Here is an 18,516-nt window from a genome sequence, read left to right as displayed (position 1 = left end):
TTAACTCTTCACTCAAAAAAACTCCCACTCAATTCCGCCCCATATTCTGCAACAAATACCCTTTCATCACCCGACTAACGAACTCATTCGTATTGATGTAGACGCCTACCTCGGCATTTGGCGTTTTGCTTTCATCTACCTTCGTGAAGCCTTTGTCGTCCACACTCACATTGACTTTTTTGGTTTTAAATAAATCAGGATACAACAACATCCCAATGGCGACCGGATCGAATAGGGTAGGGGTCTCATTGCCCCACAGGACGTATAAACCCGAAAGCGCATTGGTCAGCGGGGATTGGCGCATCAGGAGGAGGTCGCGTTTGGTTTTGTCGAGTTTGACAAAGGCGGTAATGTCCAGCCCGGCGTAGGCTATATCGGCCCCCGAGTTGACAAATTTTTTAGCGGCTTCAATGTCGCATTTGACGTTCCATTCCGCTTCCGGAGTGGGATACCCACTATAACTCACGTAAAAAGAACCGAACATGGCGTAGATTTTTTTGGCCATCTTCAGCGCGTTGGGGTCTTTTTGCAACACATCTCCCAGATTGGTAACGGGCCCCACCGAAATGATCACCACTTCATTGGGGTACTTTTTAAGGCTTTCCAGGATGAAATCAGCTGCACCTTGTTTGTTGGGTTGGAGTTTGGAAAAACCTTGCGCCCAATAAAACTGCTCTGCGTACCAATTGGCGCGTTCGCTCGTAGCAGATGTGTTGCGGCCCATGTACACGGGAATTTTTTCCTGACCCATTTCATACAAAAACTTGAGGGCCAGGGTGGCCCGGTCATTGGTGCGGCCGTAACAGGTGGTGATACCCAGGATGTCCACCTTGTCCTGGTTGGTCAGGAGCATGGCCAGGGCGAAGGCGTCGTCGATGTCATCGCCGAGGTCGCAGTCGAAGATGACTTTTTGTCGGGTGGCGTTTTGGGATTGGGCACAAAACCAAAACAACAAAAAAATGAGTAGCGTAGAGTATCTCATAAGTGGTGTAGGTGAATTTTTAACCTACAAATTACTCCACTAGATTGGATTATCCAATAATAGGTTTGGATTACAATAATAACTTTATGCAACCGCGTATTCTGTATATACCCGATGTCCTTCAGGGAAATAAGCCAAAACAATTTTTGACTTGGGAATACCTTTTTCCACCAATAAATTTGCAACCCCTATTTCAGTATTATCCTGTTGAATCCATATCTTATCATCGATCAGGTCGATATGAAATGCCACATTAAATACGTGGTCAGTTCCTTTCCAACCCATCCACAAAAATTGATAATGGTGATTTTTCTCGTCAACAAGAATTTGGTTCCGAATATTCTGGCTGCTCAAATGAAACTGTTGACGATACTCCTCAAGTACTTCAAGTACAGCCTTTTGATGCTGATTTATTGTTCCCATGATTCAATGGTTTCATTTTCAATATCCACGACAATTACCCGCATCCCCATGCGTTTAATTGATCGTTTAATGACTTTGCTATTTAAAAGCCGCGGGTAAATCAATTTCGATACGGCCATGAATAGCAAACGTTCTTCATTTGCCTCAATAAGTGCACTTTCATAATCAATGTACTGGCCAATTGCCCGATGAAATTCGTACATTAAAGATGGTTGATCAAAGGTCTTAATTTCTACTGCAATTTTTTCGAGCCCTTTTTCGGCCAGTAAGATTTTTTCGGCTCCCAGGTCGATACTGATGTTTTCTTCATTAGGCAATAGAACAAGTGGGTCGTCTGTTATTGTCCAACCATCTTTGATCAGCGAATTTTTGACCGCGTTGTGAATTTTATCTCTAGCCATTCAAGTACACCTTCCTACAAAAATAAGGGTTTACCTTTAAATTTCAAACTTATCAAACAACAGGGATTGAACTTCTGTTCAATCCCTGGGTAATCCAGGTTAGTTATACCTGACCGTGAGAAATTCTCCTACAAATTCCGCTTCTTCAACTCCTCCACCGCATTATTCGCCGCTCTTGCTGTAATCGCCATAAAGGTCAGCGAAGGGTTCTGCGTCGAGTTCGTAGTCATGCAGGCACCATCCGTTACGAACACGTTTTTGCATTCGTGTAGCTGGTTCCACTTGTTGAGCAGGGAGGTTTTGGGGTCTTTGCCCATGCGTACACCACCCATCTCGTGAATATCCAGGCCAGGTGCCTTGCTGGGCACATCGTGGGTACGGATGTTGGTAAACCCAGCTGTCGTGTACATCTCCGTGAGTTGTTCGTGGAAGTCTTTGATCATTTTTTCGTCGTTGTCGTCGTAGGCCACCGATACTTTCAGCAACGGCACACCCCAGGCGTCGGTCTGTTTGCCATCCAGGGCCACGTAGTTGCTTTCCTTTGGAATGGTTTCGCCCATCATGTGGGAGCCTACTCGCCAATTGCCGTATTTTTTGACCGACAAACTGTTTTTCAAGTCTTCACCGATTCCAGAGGTATCATTGTAGGTCATGCGGCTGGCGCTGAAACCAGCGGCGTAACCCCGCAAGAAGTCAGTTTCCTGCTTGAACACGTTGCGGAAACGCGGAATGTAGCTGCCATTGGGGCGACTGCCCGCCGTAGTGCTGTCCAGCATACCTTCGTATTCACCCGAGATGGTGGTGCGGAAATTGTGGAAGGCGATGTATTTGCCCAACAAGCCATTGTCGTTGCCTAAACCATTGGGGAAACGATTGGATTTGGAGTTCAACAAAATCAGGTTGGTATTCAGCGTAGCCGCATTCACGAAGATGATTTTGGCATAGTATTCCGTCATCTCTTTGGTGTTGGCATCCACTACCCGCACGCCGGTTGCCTTGTTTTTCTTTTCATCAAAAATGATGGAATGCACTACCGAATTGGGCTGCAAGGTCAATTTTCCGGTTTTTTTCGCCCAAGGGATGGTCGAAGAGTTGCTGCTGAAATAGCCACCAAAGGGGCACCCGCGCTCACAGATGTTGCGGTGCTGGCATTTGCCCCGACCTTGTTGCAGGTGGATGGGTTGTGGCTGAGTCAGGTGTGCACAGCGGCCAATGATGATGGGGCGGGTGCCGTTGTATTTTTTGGCCATCGTTTGGGTGAAGTGTTTTTCCACGCAGGATTGCTCGTGTGGCGGCAAAAACTCCCCGTCTGGCAATTGGGCTAAGCCATCTTTGTTGCCGGAAATGCCCGCAAAAATCTCTACATAGCTGTACCAAGGTGCCAGTTCCGCGTAGGTAATCGGCCATTCCACCGCAAATCCGTCACGGGCTGGGCCATCAAAATCGTATTGAGACCAGCGCTGCGTACCTCTAGCCCACATCAGCGATTTTCCGCCCACCTGATAACCCCGAATCCAGTCGAAGGGCTTTTCCTGGATATAGGGATGCTCAGCATCTTTGACAAAAAAGTGAGCCGCGCTCTCAGTAAACGCATAACAACGGCTGGCAATGGGATTGGCATCGCGCATCTCCTTGGTAATCTGGCCGCCGTGCTCAAATTCCCAGGGGTTCATATTGGTGGTAGGGTAATCCACAATGTGCTCCACATTGGGGCCGCGCTCCAGGAGTAGGGTTTTCAGGCCCTTGCCAGTCAGCTCCTTGGCCGACCAGCCGCCGCTGATGCCCGAACCAACGACAATGGCATCGAAGCTGCGTTTTTTGATGGAATCTATGGTGAGGTTAGACATTGTTTGCGTCTGATTTGGGTGTTAACAAAAAATAAAAATGACTGGTGCCTACTGCTTAACTGGTACACAGCCGTGGTAAAAACCAGGTACCAAGGTGAATTTGGCAATGTTCACCAAATAGTACTCCGAATTGGTGTAGCCGCGAATGGTTAGATTTTTGACCAGACCAATGAAAGCTTTGCTGCTCGCATCATTGCTCATTTTTTTCAACAACTCAATGCGTTGTTTGCCATCACATTGTACAAAAGTTTTGCTGTAGGTTTGTTGCGCCAGGGTATCGGTTTGGGTCAAACCCTGCTGAAAAGTGGCCTTGGCTTTGTCATCGTAACAGTCCTGAATCATCCGTTGTACAAACTGCTGTACTTTGAGCGATTTGGCGCCAGGGGTGTTGGTTTCGGGAATGAAGGTTTCCACAATCTCGGCCAGCAAGGCTTCATCGGCTGCAGCCGAAAAATGGGCAGAACCAACGGATTCGGGCGTCCAATTGTTGGCCCAGGCGGGGAGTGCAACCAGGCCACCGAGGGCAACCCCCAGGCTTTTCATTGCAGCACGTCTTTTCATGGTGTTGATTTTGATCGTAATAGGAACATGGTTGAAAAAGGAATCAGCCTGGTGTCGGGTGATCAAAGTGCTGATTCGCCGGGGAAAATTACAAAAAGTTCAATTCTGGGACATAAAAAGGATGTGTTAATCCCAATTTGCCAAATTTTTATATGCCTATTTCAAAGCCATCCATTCTCGTGCTTTCGCCTGAATCTCCGGCCAGTTTTTGATCGTTTTTGCTTCCCGCAAAGCTTGATCTTGCTCCCATTTGCTCATGTTCAGGTAGGCATTGGCGAGGTCATAAGGCGTTTTACCCTGTTCCATCGCTTCGATGTTTACGCCGAGGCGATCGAGGATATAAATGGCACCAGACCCCGTGCCGTAATACACCGACTGTCCCATCATGCCTCTTACCTCAGCTTTGGTTTCGATTGAAAACTCAAAAATGGAATAGCTGAAATGGACAGGCACGGTAGATTGCGTAAAAAACTGCAGGTTGCCCATGGTTTCGATGTATTTGGGTGAACCCTCCATTTGTTCCTGGTACAATTCATGGTTGCGGATCAGCTGATCGGGTGTGGGGTCCAGCTCCATTTCTTTGCTGCGGATGGCCACGTATTGGCGCAAAATCTTCTTTAAGGCGGAAATCTCAGTGGGGTAGCTGGGCAACTCTTTCATGATTTCCTGGCAAAGAATTTGGAGTTCCAGTAACTCAACGGTCAAGGGGAAATTGTCAAAATCCTGCTTGGATCCGGGCACCTCTTCCCAATTGTCCTGATAGCGGTGAAACAGTTCATGGGTGGAAAAAGATACTGCTCGCGAGGTGTCGCCCGATTCTTCTGCCAGGTCGTCGGAATAGGCCTGAAGGTAATAGTTGGTGCCCTCGATGTCGAAGGTAAATTCAAAGGTGCCATTGCCTTCGGGGCCAAAAACGAGATCGTATGCCTCTTTCATGCGCAGGTCGTAACGGTAAACCACCAACCCTTTACCTTCTTGGGCATCCAGTCGGATGGCACCTTTGGGCGGAGTGGGTGGATTGATCACAAAAGCGCGGTCGGGTCCTTTTTCTGTAAAATGGACAAGGTGTTGGCGGTAAGTATGATAGGCATAACCCTTCCAGATTCCGCCTTTGGCGTAGATGTCTCCCAGTCCTTTGATGTGGCTGAAGAGAAGTTCATCCACAGGTTTAGCGAGGTCGGTACTATTGAGTGTTGCACCGGGTTGGTTGCATTTTTCTGTACTGCTTAGGATACAGGTACAAAAAAACAGAAAAATAATAAAGCTGAACGGGGTTGATTGGCTATAGGTCATTTGGCGAAATTTATGGGAATGTACATTAATTTTAGCAAAGGTTCAATCCAGTGTATTCTACAATGTTGTACCTTGTAACTACGCATTAACTTTTGCCAATAAATCCTTCAAATCATGCAGTCTTTTTTCTCTGCTTCGCCCATCTATCTCGATACTATACTTGCTATCCTGCGCATCACCCTCGGTTTGCTGCTGATTTACCACGGCTATGAGGTTTTTGATGCCAAGCTGATGCAAGGGTATCTTGAATGGGAAAATTTTAAAGGCCCGTCGGGAACCTGGCTGGTTTATCTCGGCAAAGGTTCAGAGTTTGTGGCGGGTATTTTGCTTACACTTGGACTGTTCACCAGGGTGGGTGCGTTGATTTGTATGGGAACCCTGGCCTACATTACCTTTTTTATCGGACATGGGAAGTTTTGGTATGAGGACCAACATCCCTTTATGTTCGTGATGTTCGGGGTGTTATTTTTGTTTGCTGGAGGAGGAAAATGGAGTTTGGATGGGATTTTGTTTGGGTCCAAAAAATGATTATAATTTCAAAAACATTTATTCATATTGCTTGTTCCTATCTCCGTTTCCAAACAGACATTGCTTCGCTATAAGCTAAGTTCACGACTATGATCCTTTCACTACCAGACATCGAAAAACTGCCCCGGATTCCTCGCTTGACCTTAATCAATGCCATTACTGGCTTTAAAAGTGGCAACCTGGTGGGCAGTGTAGGCCCGGATGGGGTACCCAATCTGGCCATTTTTTCTTCAGCAGTACACATTGGTTCTGCACCCCCTTTGATTGGTATCGTAACCCGCCCGATAGACGGCGATTTAAAAACAACCCGGCACACCTATCAAAATATCCAACATTCTCGGTTTTTTACCCTCAATCATGTGCAGGAAAACATCGTCCAGGCGGCGCACCAAACTTCAGCCAGTTATCCCGATGGTGTTTCTGAGTTCAGCGCAGTGGGGCTTACGCCTGAGTGGCGCGAAGGTATTGCAGCACCTTTTGTAGCTGAGTCCAATATCAAAATGGGCTTGGGATACGTGGAAGAGTACTACATCAAGGCGAACAATACCATTTTGATCATTGGTAAGGTGTTGGAGCTGATTTTGCCGGATGATTGTTTGGATGAAAAAGGCAACCTGGACTTGCAAGGGGCAGGCACAGTGGCGGTAAGTGGTTTGGATACTTACTATCGTACAGAACAGGTTGCGCGCTTACCCTATGCACGAGTTTAGTCACCCTTAAAAATGAAAACCCAGTTTCAGCGAAGCTTCAGGGTTAAACAGGGGCAAGGTGAACAATTGTTGGTCTACAGGAACATCGCGGTTGCCAGCAATCCGCATGCTCAAACCCGCCCAGGGTGAGAGGTAAAATTGTTTGCCCACTTTCAGGTTATACCCCAAACTGCCATTCAAGAGGAAGTTGTTAAAATGAGCGGTTTGGATCCGGGCATCGGTTTGAATGCGGCTCTGCCAATACACTGGCCCAGCACCAATCCACCAGCCCTGCCAGCCTGGTTTCAAAAAAACGTCAAATACGGCAGCATAGGCCGCGACATGATGTTTGCTAAAACCTTCAGGCGTGCTCCAATCCGGCTTATTGACATTGGCAGTCAAAACCCGGCAACGCCAATGGCCTTGACCAGCCCAGCCAGCGATAAAGTACCCGCCAGTGAGGTAGGGAAGCGCGTCTAGTTCAAACCCGACGTTGAATCTAGGTTCTACAGCTTCTTGGCCTCGACAAAGGCCAACACAAGCCAGTAACAACAAACTTAGTATGCCATTTTTCATGCTGTAAAAAAACGACGAGTCAATTGGTGATGCACTGACTTTTAAGCTGAAGAAAACCTGCTTTTTGTCAATAGAGGTACTGGCTTTTTTCTAACTCTCCTTAAACCTCACTATACAAAAAACAGGCCAGCTGAATACATTCAACCGGCCTGTCTTTTATTCAACTTTAAAGATTAATCAATTAAAAGATTCACCCCTTTTTCATTACAATTACTCCTTCAGGGCCGCCACGATTGGTGCAAGGGTCACTTACTCTGGTCATGGTCAAAGTGTCACCTTCAACTTTGAGGGTGTACACCCCTGCTCCGGCGCAATCGGAACCTTCGATATCCTGAACAGTCATTTTTGCCCCGTCCATGGTGTATTTTCCTTTGGTTTCAACAGAGCCATCAGCGCCAAAATCGAGGGTGTAGGTCCCTTGGTCAGAAATGTCTACCTTAAGAGGAATCATGTTGCCTTTGTCATCAGGAACGGACAATTTCCAGGAGCCAACAGGACTTTGAGCCATCAGACTCAAGGGAGAAAGCAAGAAGGCAAGAGTCAAAAAACGCAAGAATGGATTCATAGGTGTATTTTTAAGTTATGTAAAACAAATGAGGTGAAGGAATTTAGACTTTCGCAAGGAGTAATCGGGCATAAAAATACGTTAAAAATCATTCAAAGTCAAGGGCTTAGGTGATTAGCTATTTTGGGTTACCTTAGCTACTACTTTACAAAAAGCTTGTAAATTTATGCGCTTGCTTTCCCCCCAAGCATTCATATCCGAAATGCTATTGCCAACCTAATTAAGTTTGTGTAACACATGAAAAACAATGCACTTTTTTTGTTCTTGACACTGATCTTGCTGCCATCTTTTGCCTTTTCCATCGGCACTTATGCCGCAGGAGACAAATTAACCGTACACGCAGCCAGTGGGCTGATTCTGCGCGAAACAGCCTCACCAACAGGTACAAAAATCCTGACCGTAGAGTATGGTTCCTTACTGATAGTCCAAGCCGAAGGCCTCAAAAAAACTGCTCACTCAGTGACCGTATTTCCAGGATTCACCATCAAGGGGTTTTGGGTGAAAGTAAAAACTGCTAATGGCAAAACCGGTTTTGTGTTCGACGGCTACCTATCTAAATACAAAACACCGGGTAGTTTGCCCAACGACGACGATTCTGACGTTGGCACCATCCAGGAGCGCTACCTGAAAATGCACTCCCCGGCCAAAGGGGCTAAGGTAAATCTGCCCAAAGGAGAAACTCGTTATGATCGCTATAAGGTGGCGTACACCAATGGTGCTGAAGTGGAAGTCGACATGGGTGAAGGCGGCTCTTCTTATACCATTCGCTTCAATCCAGGTATAACTGTCGAGGAAGCTTACCTGATTGGCAAGGCGATGTGGATGGAAGATGAGGAAAACGTCAAATCAACAATCAGTAAAGGTGTTATCTCGCTGATGAGTGGAGACGAAATGTCGGCGATGTACGTATCGGTCAAAAACGGCATTGTGAATTTGGTGATGCAGCACGCGGATTGAGTAAAATGGACTGGTGTCTTGTCCTTGGGCATTGGACTGGTCCATTTTTTACATTAACTTTTTAGCTAAACGTTTAAAAAATGGACTCGCCATTAAATAGGCTGCAAAATCTAACAATATTGGTGCAAAATAAAAACTGCGCAGCAGAATGGTGCTGGTTTTTAACTCCTTCCCAATGATTTTGAACAATTTTTTTTCATAGCTTTTTAAAAAATCAGCGCTAAAGTCCTGCTTTTTAAAGGCCACAACAATCGTTTCAGCCGCCACTTTTCCACTCACAATGGCATTGCTGATGCCCTCTCCAGAGGCAGGATCGATCAGCGATGCCGCATCACCAATCAACAAAAAATGGTCCCCCGACATGGGGACACGCCGCGAGCCCAAAGCCAGGCCAAAACCCTCCAGCTTCCCCAACTGGGTGCTTCCAGCAAAACGGCCCCTGAGTTCAGGAGAAGCCTGAATGAAAGCAGATACAGCATCTTTTAAATTGACTTTTTGCCGGGCAATGCTGCGTGTCAACATCCCAAAACCCACATTGGCCGTATCTTCTGACAAGGGGAAAACCCAAAAATAACCAGGCATAAATTCAGGCAAAACAAATACTTCGGTACGGTTCAAATGCAAGCCCTTGACCCCGCTGAAATAGGCACGCACAGCTCCAGCGTGGTGGTTTTGATCCAACCGGGTACTTGTCAGTTTTTTGCTGACGATGGATTGAGTACCGTCGCTGCCGACCAGGAATTGGGTGCTGAAATAACGTTGTTGGCTGGAATTGCCAACCAGGAACCTTCCAGGAACTGCATCGTCCTGAACAATGTCATCTACCTGAAATCCTTCTAAAACCTGCACATTGGGCGCATATTGCCGCACTCCTTGCAAGAGGGCATAGTCAAAATCAGTCCTCCGACAACAATAGGCCTCATTGACCCAATGGATGTCGACGGGTTTGTGGGAATTGATGTGCAGGCGAGTCTGTTTGATCTCCGTTTTTTGAGGGAAGGCGCGAAATTGTTCCACCAGCTCAGGGCAACAACGATACAGGGTCTTGATGGAACGCCCGGTGATGGCATCGCCGCAGGTTTTGGAGCGGGGGAAGCTGGCTTTGTCAATCAAGAGAACATTTAAATTGGAATGACGCAGTTGTAAAGCACAGGTAGCACCAGCAGGGCCTGCGCCGATGATGATGACGTCGAAGTGGGGATGGGGAGATTGGTAGCTCTTGGTCATTGACTTGAATTGGCCGCTAAAGTAATAGACTTCCTTCCATTTTGGGTTAACAATTCGTTAGGAAAAACTGCAATATCTTCCAAGACTCTCCGGATGCTGTGCATGAATATTTGAGCCGAGCAATTATTCATTCACCCTGGCATCTTGGGTTGCAAGCTCACTGCACCCAGGCACCGCCTTTTTCAATCCGAGAAACATGAAAACCATTTTTTTGCACACTCTTTTTTGCCTGCTTGCCACTGCTATTTTTGCCCAAAGCGCTCCTGAGCCAAAATTGTTAGGCCTTGTTGGCCTCAATGCGCTACAGCAGGCGCCTTATGCCAGCTGGTACAATCCGGGCTACCAAAACTATACGCCCAATCCAGGCATCACGACCCAACTCAAACAACAAAATACGGCTTCCCTCAGCATCAAAATCGTTTTTGGCACCTGGTGTGGCGATAGTAGAAGAGAATTGCCCAGAATGATGAAAGTGCTGGATCAGCTTGCTTTGCCAGCTGCAAAAATCACCCTCATTGCCGTCGACAATGCCGATAGCACCTACAAACAAAGTCCGGGCCGCGAAGACCGGGGCTTGTTTGCCTTCAGAGTGCCCACCTTGATCGTTTACGAAAATGGGGTGGAACTCAACCGCATCAATGAGTCACCCGTGGAGAGCCTGGAACGAGACTTGCTCAAAATCCTGCGCAAAGAAGCCTATACGCCCAATTACCACAGTTACACCTACCTCAACAAATGGCTCAAAGAAGGTTTGTTGGCTGATGAAAACGTCAGCTACCTCGGCCTGGCCAATCAAATCCGGCACAAGATTTCAGGAGAAACTGAACTCAACGCAGCTGCTTATTATCTGCTGAACAGTGGCCATGAAAAAGCGGCCCTCAGCGTTTTTCGAATCAATGTAGCCCTACACCCCAATTCGGCCAATGTTTACGACAGCTTGGGCGATGGCTATTTAAAAAATGGCAACAAGGAACGTGCCCTCGCTTTTTTTGAACAAGCCCTCAAATTAGACCACAATGTGGAAGAAACCCGCAACAAGTACAAAAAATTGTTAATGATTCAATAAGGAAGTTAAGTGCCTGTTAATCGCTGGTTTTGCGGCTTGGTGCACGACATGGATGTGCTAGATTAGCTCAAAATCAGCACTTATGGCTCAACACTCACACTCTATATCAACTCATCAAAGTCGCTTGCTGGTAGGTAAGCCCAAGCAGCAAGCGGCTTTTTATGCCCACCATACCAAGCCGCTTAGGCCTAAGCATAGCCCTACAAACGAAACCACCCAGGAGGTCATTTTTGAACAAATCAAAATTTACCTCGGCCAGCATGTAAAAGACAAAATCTGCCTGGATGAGTTGTGCACACGTTTCAATTGTGACAAGTTCAATCTCCTGCGCCAGTTCAAACAATATACTGGACTATCACCGATCAATTACCTGATTACCCTGCGCATCCAAAACGCCAAAGAACTGATGACCAGCACAGATTTACCTTTAGTCCAAATCGCCTTGGAAAGTGGCTTTTATGACCAAAGCCATTTCAGCAATTGTTTTGTGAAATTCGTAGGACTGACGCCTGGGGAGTATCGAAGGCGAATGGTACAGGACTTGGATAGGTGAAATTTCAGACATGCGCTAAGGCGCAAAGCGCTCATCCCGCCCATAAAGCAATCAATGTTGCACTTTCCCTGGTTTGAGGAGGTCGCTCAACTGCGCCTGTGCGCGCATCAGCCTTGGAATGGACTCGTGCTGCACATAGGAACTTTCAGGATGGTGTTGCACATAGTCTTGGTGGTAGTCTTCCGCCACCCAAAATTTGGTAAATGCAGCGACCTCCACCGAAATGGGTCGCTTGTATTTTTTTGAAGCGTTGAGCGTAGCGATGTACTCTTCCACCATGGCTTTTTCTACCGGGTTTTTGTAAAAAATGATGGAACGGTATTGCGATCCCATGTCCGGTCCCTGGCCATTCACCTGGGTCAGATCCCCTGAGGCAAAATACACCCGCAGTAAGGTTTTGTAATCGATCACCGTGCTATCGTAATACACTTCCACCGATTCTGCGTGGCCGGTTGTACCGGTATTGGATTGCTCGTAGGTCGGATTTTGGGTGGTACCGCCAGCATAACCGGAAATGACTTCGGCCACCCCATTGATGCTTTCGAATACTGCTTCTTCACACCAAAAACAGCCCGCTGCAAAAACTGCCGTATGGTATTTGGCCAATTCAGCGGAGGGGACTTTGGTAGTGGCCCGTACCGTCGTTGGATAACCTTGTTTCTGTCCGCAAGAGGTTAGAGCCAAAAAAATGGGGAAGCACAGTAGAATATGGATCGTTTTCATTGATTTTTGCTTTGGGTGAAAGTTGATTTGTGGTTTAAGGGTAACAGGGTAGGGGTTGAAATGGTTTAAGGTTGCTTATCTTGGCTGGTAAAACTGCCACAAACCTAAAAGCATGAATAAGGCCTGTTTGCTCATTTTACTGGTGTGTATATTAGGGATTTCCCTGGATTGTTTTGCTCAAAACAGCTACAATCGCACTACTCAGCCTCCCTTTGCTCAGCCAGATTTGCTCATCCAATCTTCCCAACAGGAATTACTTGATGCTTTTAATTGGGCCAAAGAAAAGGCTCGGTTTTATGTACAAACCGGAAAAACTGGCCCCTTGGATGTCTGGGAACGGGGCGCAGGATCAGGTAATGTTCCTTATCTACCCACTTATTGGGCGGGTTACCCCAAAAGGTCGGCGTTTTATTCCCGCGATTTTTGTCACCAACTCATCGGCGCCCATCTGCTGGGCTTACAGGAGGAGAATTTTACGATGTTGAAAGCTTTTGCAGCTTCGGCTGACGAGGGCAAAAAATGGTTCCCATTGTGGGCCATCAACTTTAATGGCGCGCCATTCCTGCTGGATTACCGGGGCAATGAGAACTTTGTACGGGAGGTGCCCGCAACGTTTGAACTGGTCGAAAAAGCGTATGAATTGTATTTGTGGACTGGCGACGAGCGCTACCTCAAAGATGAAGTGATTTGGCAGTACTGCTCCAAAGCGGTTACCGATTTTATTGCTCTACACGATCAACAATTGCCCAATGGCATTGCTGAGGGCACTGGCAAGGGCATTTTTCAGGGTGCCGCCTCCTACAATGAAGCCCAGGATGCTCCTTTGATCGAATCGGGCGATGGAATCGCTTGCCAATTCAAAGCTTTTGAGGCCTATGCTCAAATGGCGGCCCTGCGGGGCGAAACCAAACTGGCCAAATTATTTGCAAAAAAGGCCGCAGACCTGAAAACGTTTTTCAACCAAAACTGGGGCACCAAAAACACAAATACCTACAATCGCGGCTACACCGCAGATGGGAAAGCAGTGGATGGATGGGGCAAAGAAAACTCCTGGTTCATGCCCATGAAGGGCTTGACCGAGGGCAATGTACCGCGCACCCAACTGTACCTCGATTTTATCAACCAACGCCTTGAATCCAAAGACGATATTCCCGACAACATCGAAGCCATCAGCTACATTCCCGAAACCTTTTTCCTGCACCAACAGAATGAAACCGCCTGGAAATGGATGAAACACATCATCACCCGCTTAAACCAGCAGCACAGCTACCAATCGGCAACGGGCCGGAATGGAGATTATCCCGAAGTATCGTACGTGCTGATTCGCAACACGGTCGTCGACTTGTTGGGGATCACACCACAGGCCAGTGCGCATGCCCTGAGCACCTTGTCGCACCTACCAGCGGAGATCGACTACCTTGGCCTGGAAAACATCCGCATCGGCCAGTCGCTGTTAGCCCTCAAACAGGAAGCAAACCACACTTCTACCCTTCGCTTGCAAGCGGGAGATGCCTCGCTGAACTGGCAAGCTGGCTTCCCAGGGGTACACCAACAGGCTTGGGTGAATGGGGTGAAAAAGGTGTGTCGACAAGGCAAAGACCAGTCAGGACGGGTTTATTCGTATTGTAAGTTGAGGGTGAAGCCGGGCGAGGTGGTACGGGTGACGCTGAAGGGGGGCTAAGTCCGTGGCTTCGACTGGACAAGGTCTTTTAACGCTTTGATTTCTGATCTTAGTTCGGCCAATTGGTAAGTAGATTTTAAGCGATGAGAATGCTTGAGGCGGTGGGGATATCCCAATTATCCCGATCTTTTTCGTGGTTTACGCCGCCTAGCCATGTCCATCTGTACTTTTTCGTGTTCTAAAAAGGCTTCCAGTTCCTGCTCGGCGGGTAGATGGAGTTTGTATTGACTCACAAAAATGCACTCATCTAAGCCGCCGAGTGCGAAACGCACTACTGTTTCATGTTTTGCAGTACAGAGCAAAATACCGATAGGTGGGTTATCGTCAGTTTGCTGCTCATTTTCCTTATAAAAGTTGACGTACCCGTTCATCTGGCCCGCATGTTCAAGTTTGAAAGGCTCGTTTTTTAGGTCAATTAACACATGGCATTTAAGCAAGCGATGGTAAAAAACAAGGTCAACTTTGTACCATTCCGACCCAATGAGCATCCGCTTCTGCCTAGCCTCAAAGCAGAAACCGCGACCAAGTTCGAGCAGAAATAGCTGTAAATGGTCGAGTAGCGCCTTTTCCAAATCACGTTCTTGAATGTTATCCCCAATGGGCAAGCCAAGAAACTCAAACACAAAAGGAGAGCGGATAAAATCTTCCGGGCTAAATGGTGCGGCACCCTGATGCACGCGGTCCAATAACGCGTTTTTATCGGTAGAAAGCCCCGTGCGCTCAAACAAAGCCGAATCTATCTGCCGCTTTAACTCGCGCACACCCCAGCCGCCTTTGATGCTTTCGATCTCATAAAATGCCCTTTTTACTGGTTCATCAAACTGCAGGATGAGGGTAATATGGGAAAATGACAAGCGGTTGAGGAGCAGCTCAGGATCGGTTTCGTAAGATTGGGCAGACGTCTGCCCAATTTCAAGCAAATGATTGTCAATTAGTTGGAATTGGCCAGACGTCTGGCCAATTTGTAAAGCATTCAAAGTTTCAAATGCTTTATGGCCGATACGACGATATGCCAGATAAAACTGTTTGAATAGTTTTAGATTCGAAAAAGAAAGCCCTGGACGATTTATTGAGTCGGTAAGGCTTCGAATCAACTTCGCCCCATACTTCGCCCGATCTTCCCCGTTTTGTTCAAATTCGACGATGTAAAAGCCCATCAGCCAATTGCGTACGGTCATGTAGCGGTTGACAGATCTGCCCGCTTCCAGTCGAAAACCATCTTCAAGGTGGAGAAGTATTTGTTGGAGGGTGGTAAAATCCATAGGTAATTAAAATAGGTGTTTGATGAAAGCATGAATTTAAAACATTAAATTAATATTTGAAAATTATTTTAAACTTTTAATTTAAAAAAAACAAAAATACATCTGGAAAGGGGACCAAAATCCCTATCCACGATATTGTTTAAAGGTAAGAGGTCACGCCTACGAAAAACAGCAATCCTGCTCCCACCGAATATTTTTTGCCCCCACAATTCCTAATCCTGCGGTATTTCCAAAATCCGGTGTTATTTTCACAAAAAACACCACCGCATGCGCCGAGTTATACTCTTTTTTGTGCCTTTGTGCCTCAGTTTCCTCACTGGGTTTGCCCAACAAGCACGTTCCCCGCTGGAGGCCTCCTTTGCCCAGTACCAATCTCTAAAAAATACCAGCACCTTCGGGCTCGATTGGGTGCCCATCGGTCCGATGCTCAACTCCGCCCGCGCTGATGTAGTGCAAGTGGATCCCAGCCATCCCGGTACCATGTACGTAGGGTTTGGCTCGGGTAGTTTGTGGAAAACGGTCAATCACGGAGTTGACTGGAATCCGATCTTTGAGGGGCACTCGTCTTTTAGCATCGGCGATGTGGAGCTTGCCCCTTCCAATCCTTCCATCATCTACCTGGGTACCGGGGAAAACCTCAAAAAGCCCCGCAATTTTACCTTGCCGGGCACGGGCATGTACCGATCCGCTGATGCTGGCAAAACCTGGCAACACATTGGGCTCGAAGATTCCTGGGCCATTGCCGAAATCGCCATCCATCCCAAGGATCCCAACATCGTTTTTGTAGCAGTTCTGGGGCATTTGTGGTCTAAAAACCCCAACCGTGGTTTGTTCCGCACCCTCAATGGGGGTAAAACCTGGGAAAAGGTACTCTACAAAGACGAGATAACCGGTGCCAATGACATTGTCATTTCACCCAGCAATCCGCTCATCATGTACGCCACCCTGTGGGAGGTCTATCCCGGAATTAGTGGTAAGAACAGTGGGGTGTACCGCAGCTCCGACGGGGGTAAAAGCTGGACGGCCTGCACTAAAGGTTTGCCATCCGGCCCAAAGGTAGGTCGGATCGGACTGGCCGTTTCGCAGTCCAACCCTGCCAAAGCCTATGCCCTGATGGACAACCTGAACAATGCCCGCGACGAAGCAGCCGAGTTGTACAAAACCACCGACGGTGGCCTTAGCTGGAGCAAAACCCATGCTGGCCCTTTCAAAATTTTTCCCGGTATCGGCTGGTACTTCACCGATGTGTATGTCAATCCCAAAAACGACGACGAAGTTTTTTGTTTGGGCGTACGCCTGGCGCACAGCTTGGATGGCGGGAAAACCTTTGATTTCATCGGTGGCAAGGTTACACACATGAACCCCAGTCTGGCGCAAGGGCTGCACCTTGACCAGTGCGAATTGTGGATCAATCCCCAAAACCCGCAACACATGGCGGTGGGCAATGACGGCGGTTTTTACCTGAGTTACGACAAGGGGCAAACCTGGATGCACTACAACAACATCCCGACCGGAGAATTTTACGACATCACCATCGATCAAAAGAACTACGTCATCTATGGCGGCACCCAGGATGACGCCACGGTGTATGGTCCACCTACTGAACTCAAGCCCCGTTTTCCAGACTCCTGGAAATACGTCTGGATTGACCCCTGGGATGGCGGCGACGGTTGTGTGAGCCAGGTAGACCCCAGTGACGGCAACATCGTCTACTACAGCATGCAGCATGGTGCGGCCATCCGCCTGGATCGTCGCGCTGATACCACCCATTCCATCCAACCGGACTTGCCCAAAAGCAGTAAGGATACCCTGAATTTTAATTACATCGCCCCCTATTTTATCTCGCCACACCAGGGTCAAACGCTTTACCACGGTGGGAATTTCATCTTCAAAAGTCAAGATAGAGGTGACACCTGGAAAGTAATCAGCCCCAATCTGGCACTCTCGGCAATCCCCGCGAAAAAGTCTTTCGCCGCAGGAGCCCTGGTTGAATCACGATTGAACAAAGGTTTGTTGTACGCGGGGACGGACAAAGGGGCTTTTTGGGTCAGCAAAAACGATGGTGCAAGTTGGGAAGAACATTCTTTGGGTTTGGCCAACAACTACATCCGCAGCATTTGCCCTTCTCGTTTTGTCCAATCGCGGGTTTACCTCGCTATGACAGGGCTCAACTACGATGATTTGCACAGTTACTTATACGTTTCCGAAGATGACGGAGCAAACTGGAAAAGCATCGCTGCTGGTTTGCCAGATGAGCCGGTGAATGTGGTTTTGGAGGACCCCCTGCAGCCCAATGTCTTGTATGTAGGCACACTGCGGGGCTTGTATGTGTCGCTTGACCGGGGCAATACCTGGTCTTTGTTGGGAAAAAATCTACCCGCCGCTGCGGTAGCTGACCTGGAAATTCACGGGGAGTCGATGGATTTGATTGTAGCCACGCATGGCAGAGGTTTGTATAAACTGAATTTGCGCCCGCTACAGGCACTGGCGGCGGGAACTTTGTCCCCTGAGCAGGATCACCTTTTTGAGATTCCAGCAGCCAGAAGGCCCTGGCACAATTCTTTGGGCGGGGAACCCGATTACCGGACGGTGGAAAAAACGCCCATTACGTTTTGGTTGGGTCGCTCCAAGTCGGTGACGCTCTCCTTGCGAGATGGAACGGGTAAGGAACTTTGGAAAATGCCCCTGGCGGGTCAGAAGGGTCTTAATCAATACCGCTGGGATCTGGTATTCAGCAAGCAGAGCAGTGATTATCCGTATTTTGTGCATTATGAGCGGTTTTTGAGGGCTGGAACGTACCAGATGGTGCTGTCGGATGGGGAGCGTGATTTGCAGCGACCTTTCGTGGTGGTGGAGGGGGTGTCGCCCTACAAAATAGAGCGCTAATTCTTGCTTTTGGTGCTTTGTTTAAATGAGCTACAATTAGGACACAATTTTGGTCTGATTTGTATAGTCGCGAACTCCAAGACTCAGCCCCCATTATTCACTCAAAAAAATCATTATTCCTTTTTCTCCATACCAAAGCGACAATAATAGCAGCACGGATGAACTGTGATCAAAAGCAAGTTTTCAGACACAATTTTTTTGAATTGTAAATTTGGGATCAAAGTCCATCCCAGATTTTACAACACCAAAAATCTGTCGAGCCAGTTTATGCATGACCGCAGTCAAAGCCACTTTCC

Annotated in this window: 18 protein-coding genes; 7 read left to right on the top strand and 11 right to left on the bottom strand. The window is 47.7% G+C overall.

The annotated features are described in order from the left end of the window. Positions 1 to 28 precede the first annotated feature (28 nt). The 6 genes from SFV55_RS16665 to SFV55_RS16640 form a co-directional block, all read right to left on the bottom strand. A complete protein-coding gene (locus SFV55_RS16665) occupies positions 29 to 982 on the bottom strand; it encodes a nucleoside hydrolase (protein ID WP_320030661.1) in 954 nt (317 codons plus the stop codon). A gap of 84 nt (positions 983 to 1,066) precedes the next feature. Then, entirely contained in the window at positions 1,067 to 1,405 is a 339-nt protein-coding gene (locus SFV55_RS16660; RefSeq protein ID WP_320030660.1) for a XisI protein, read from the bottom strand. Further along, entirely contained in the window at positions 1,393 to 1,806 is a 414-nt protein-coding gene (locus SFV55_RS16655; RefSeq protein ID WP_320030659.1) for an element excision factor XisH family protein, read from the bottom strand. Before SFV55_RS16655 ends, SFV55_RS16660 begins: the two co-directional genes overlap by 13 nt. A gap of 128 nt (positions 1,807 to 1,934) precedes the next feature. After that, a complete protein-coding gene (locus SFV55_RS16650) occupies positions 1,935 to 3,653 on the bottom strand; it encodes a GMC family oxidoreductase (RefSeq protein ID WP_320030658.1) in 1,719 nt (572 codons plus the stop codon). Between the two features lie 48 nt (positions 3,654 to 3,701). Continuing rightward, positions 3,702 to 4,214, bottom strand: a complete 513-nt coding sequence (locus SFV55_RS16645) for a gluconate 2-dehydrogenase subunit 3 family protein (protein WP_320030657.1) — start codon at positions 4,212 to 4,214, stop codon at positions 3,702 to 3,704. A gap of 156 nt (positions 4,215 to 4,370) precedes the next feature. Further along, positions 4,371 to 5,507 (bottom strand): hypothetical protein, encoded by a 1,137-nt coding sequence (locus tag SFV55_RS16640; protein ID WP_320030656.1) that lies wholly within the window; start codon positions 5,505 to 5,507, stop codon positions 4,371 to 4,373. 114 nt (positions 5,508 to 5,621) lie between these two features. On the opposite strand from SFV55_RS16640, the gene SFV55_RS16635 reads away from it, so the two are divergent. Then, complete coding sequence (locus tag SFV55_RS16635) at positions 5,622 to 6,035, top strand: DoxX family protein (protein WP_320030655.1); 414 nt, start codon at positions 5,622 to 5,624, stop codon at positions 6,033 to 6,035. A gap of 89 nt (positions 6,036 to 6,124) precedes the next feature. Beyond that, positions 6,125 to 6,745, top strand: coding sequence for a flavin reductase family protein (locus SFV55_RS16630; protein WP_320030654.1), 621 nt, complete (start codon positions 6,125 to 6,127; stop codon positions 6,743 to 6,745). Between the two features lie 6 nt (positions 6,746 to 6,751). Here SFV55_RS16630 and SFV55_RS16625 read toward each other — a convergent pair whose 3' ends face one another. Both SFV55_RS16625 and SFV55_RS16620 read right to left on the bottom strand, forming a co-directional pair. Further along, positions 6,752 to 7,300 (bottom strand): hypothetical protein, encoded by a 549-nt coding sequence (locus SFV55_RS16625; RefSeq protein WP_320030653.1) that lies wholly within the window; start codon positions 7,298 to 7,300, stop codon positions 6,752 to 6,754. A 190-nt stretch (positions 7,301 to 7,490) separates the two neighbouring features. Next, complete coding sequence (locus SFV55_RS16620; protein WP_320030652.1) at positions 7,491 to 7,865, bottom strand: hypothetical protein; 375 nt, start codon at positions 7,863 to 7,865, stop codon at positions 7,491 to 7,493. Positions 7,866 to 8,102: 237 nt separating this feature from the next. Here SFV55_RS16620 and SFV55_RS16615 point away from each other — a divergent pair, with 237 nt between their 5' ends. Beyond that, positions 8,103 to 8,822 (top strand): SH3 domain-containing protein, encoded by a 720-nt coding sequence (locus tag SFV55_RS16615; protein ID WP_320030651.1) that lies wholly within the window; start codon positions 8,103 to 8,105, stop codon positions 8,820 to 8,822. Between the two features lie 48 nt (positions 8,823 to 8,870). Here SFV55_RS16615 and SFV55_RS16610 read toward each other — a convergent pair whose 3' ends face one another. Next, on the bottom strand, positions 8,871 to 10,049 hold the full coding sequence (locus tag SFV55_RS16610) for a geranylgeranyl reductase family protein (RefSeq protein ID WP_320030650.1): 1,179 nt from the start codon (positions 10,047 to 10,049) through the stop codon (positions 8,871 to 8,873). A 196-nt stretch (positions 10,050 to 10,245) separates the two neighbouring features. Between SFV55_RS16610 and SFV55_RS16605 the strand changes: the two genes are divergently transcribed. Continuing rightward, positions 10,246 to 11,115 (top strand): tetratricopeptide repeat protein, encoded by an 870-nt coding sequence (locus tag SFV55_RS16605; RefSeq protein WP_320030649.1) that lies wholly within the window; start codon positions 10,246 to 10,248, stop codon positions 11,113 to 11,115. 82 nt (positions 11,116 to 11,197) lie between these two features. After that, positions 11,198 to 11,668 (top strand): AraC family transcriptional regulator, encoded by a 471-nt coding sequence (locus tag SFV55_RS16600; protein WP_320030648.1) that lies wholly within the window; start codon positions 11,198 to 11,200, stop codon positions 11,666 to 11,668. Positions 11,669 to 11,719: 51 nt separating this feature from the next. Here SFV55_RS16600 and msrA read toward each other — a convergent pair whose 3' ends face one another. Further along, on the bottom strand, positions 11,720 to 12,391 hold the full coding sequence (gene msrA / locus SFV55_RS16595) for a peptide-methionine (S)-S-oxide reductase MsrA (RefSeq protein ID WP_320030647.1): 672 nt from the start codon (positions 12,389 to 12,391) through the stop codon (positions 11,720 to 11,722). Positions 12,392 to 12,503: 112 nt separating this feature from the next. On the opposite strand from msrA, the gene SFV55_RS16590 reads away from it, so the two are divergent. Continuing rightward, the gene (locus SFV55_RS16590) at positions 12,504 to 14,072 is read left to right on the top strand and encodes a hypothetical protein (protein ID WP_320030646.1); all 1,569 of its coding nucleotides are present in this window, start codon (positions 12,504 to 12,506) and stop codon (positions 14,070 to 14,072) included. Between the two features lie 116 nt (positions 14,073 to 14,188). Here the strand turns inward: SFV55_RS16590 and SFV55_RS16585 are convergent, their stop codons facing one another. Continuing rightward, positions 14,189 to 15,334 (bottom strand): PDDEXK nuclease domain-containing protein, encoded by a 1,146-nt coding sequence (locus tag SFV55_RS16585; RefSeq protein WP_320030645.1) that lies wholly within the window; start codon positions 15,332 to 15,334, stop codon positions 14,189 to 14,191. A gap of 267 nt (positions 15,335 to 15,601) precedes the next feature. On the opposite strand from SFV55_RS16585, the gene SFV55_RS16580 reads away from it, so the two are divergent. Beyond that, the gene (locus SFV55_RS16580; protein WP_320030644.1) at positions 15,602 to 18,220 is read left to right on the top strand and encodes a VPS10 domain-containing protein; all 2,619 of its coding nucleotides are present in this window, start codon (positions 15,602 to 15,604) and stop codon (positions 18,218 to 18,220) included. Positions 18,221 to 18,516 lie beyond the last annotated feature (296 nt).

This window comes from Haliscomenobacter sp. (assembly GCF_033763495.1).
Lineage (GTDB): Bacteria > Bacteroidota > Bacteroidia > Chitinophagales > Saprospiraceae > Haliscomenobacter.
The sequence above is the reverse complement of the archived record's forward strand: the minus strand, read 5'-3'. Positions and strand labels throughout refer to the sequence as shown.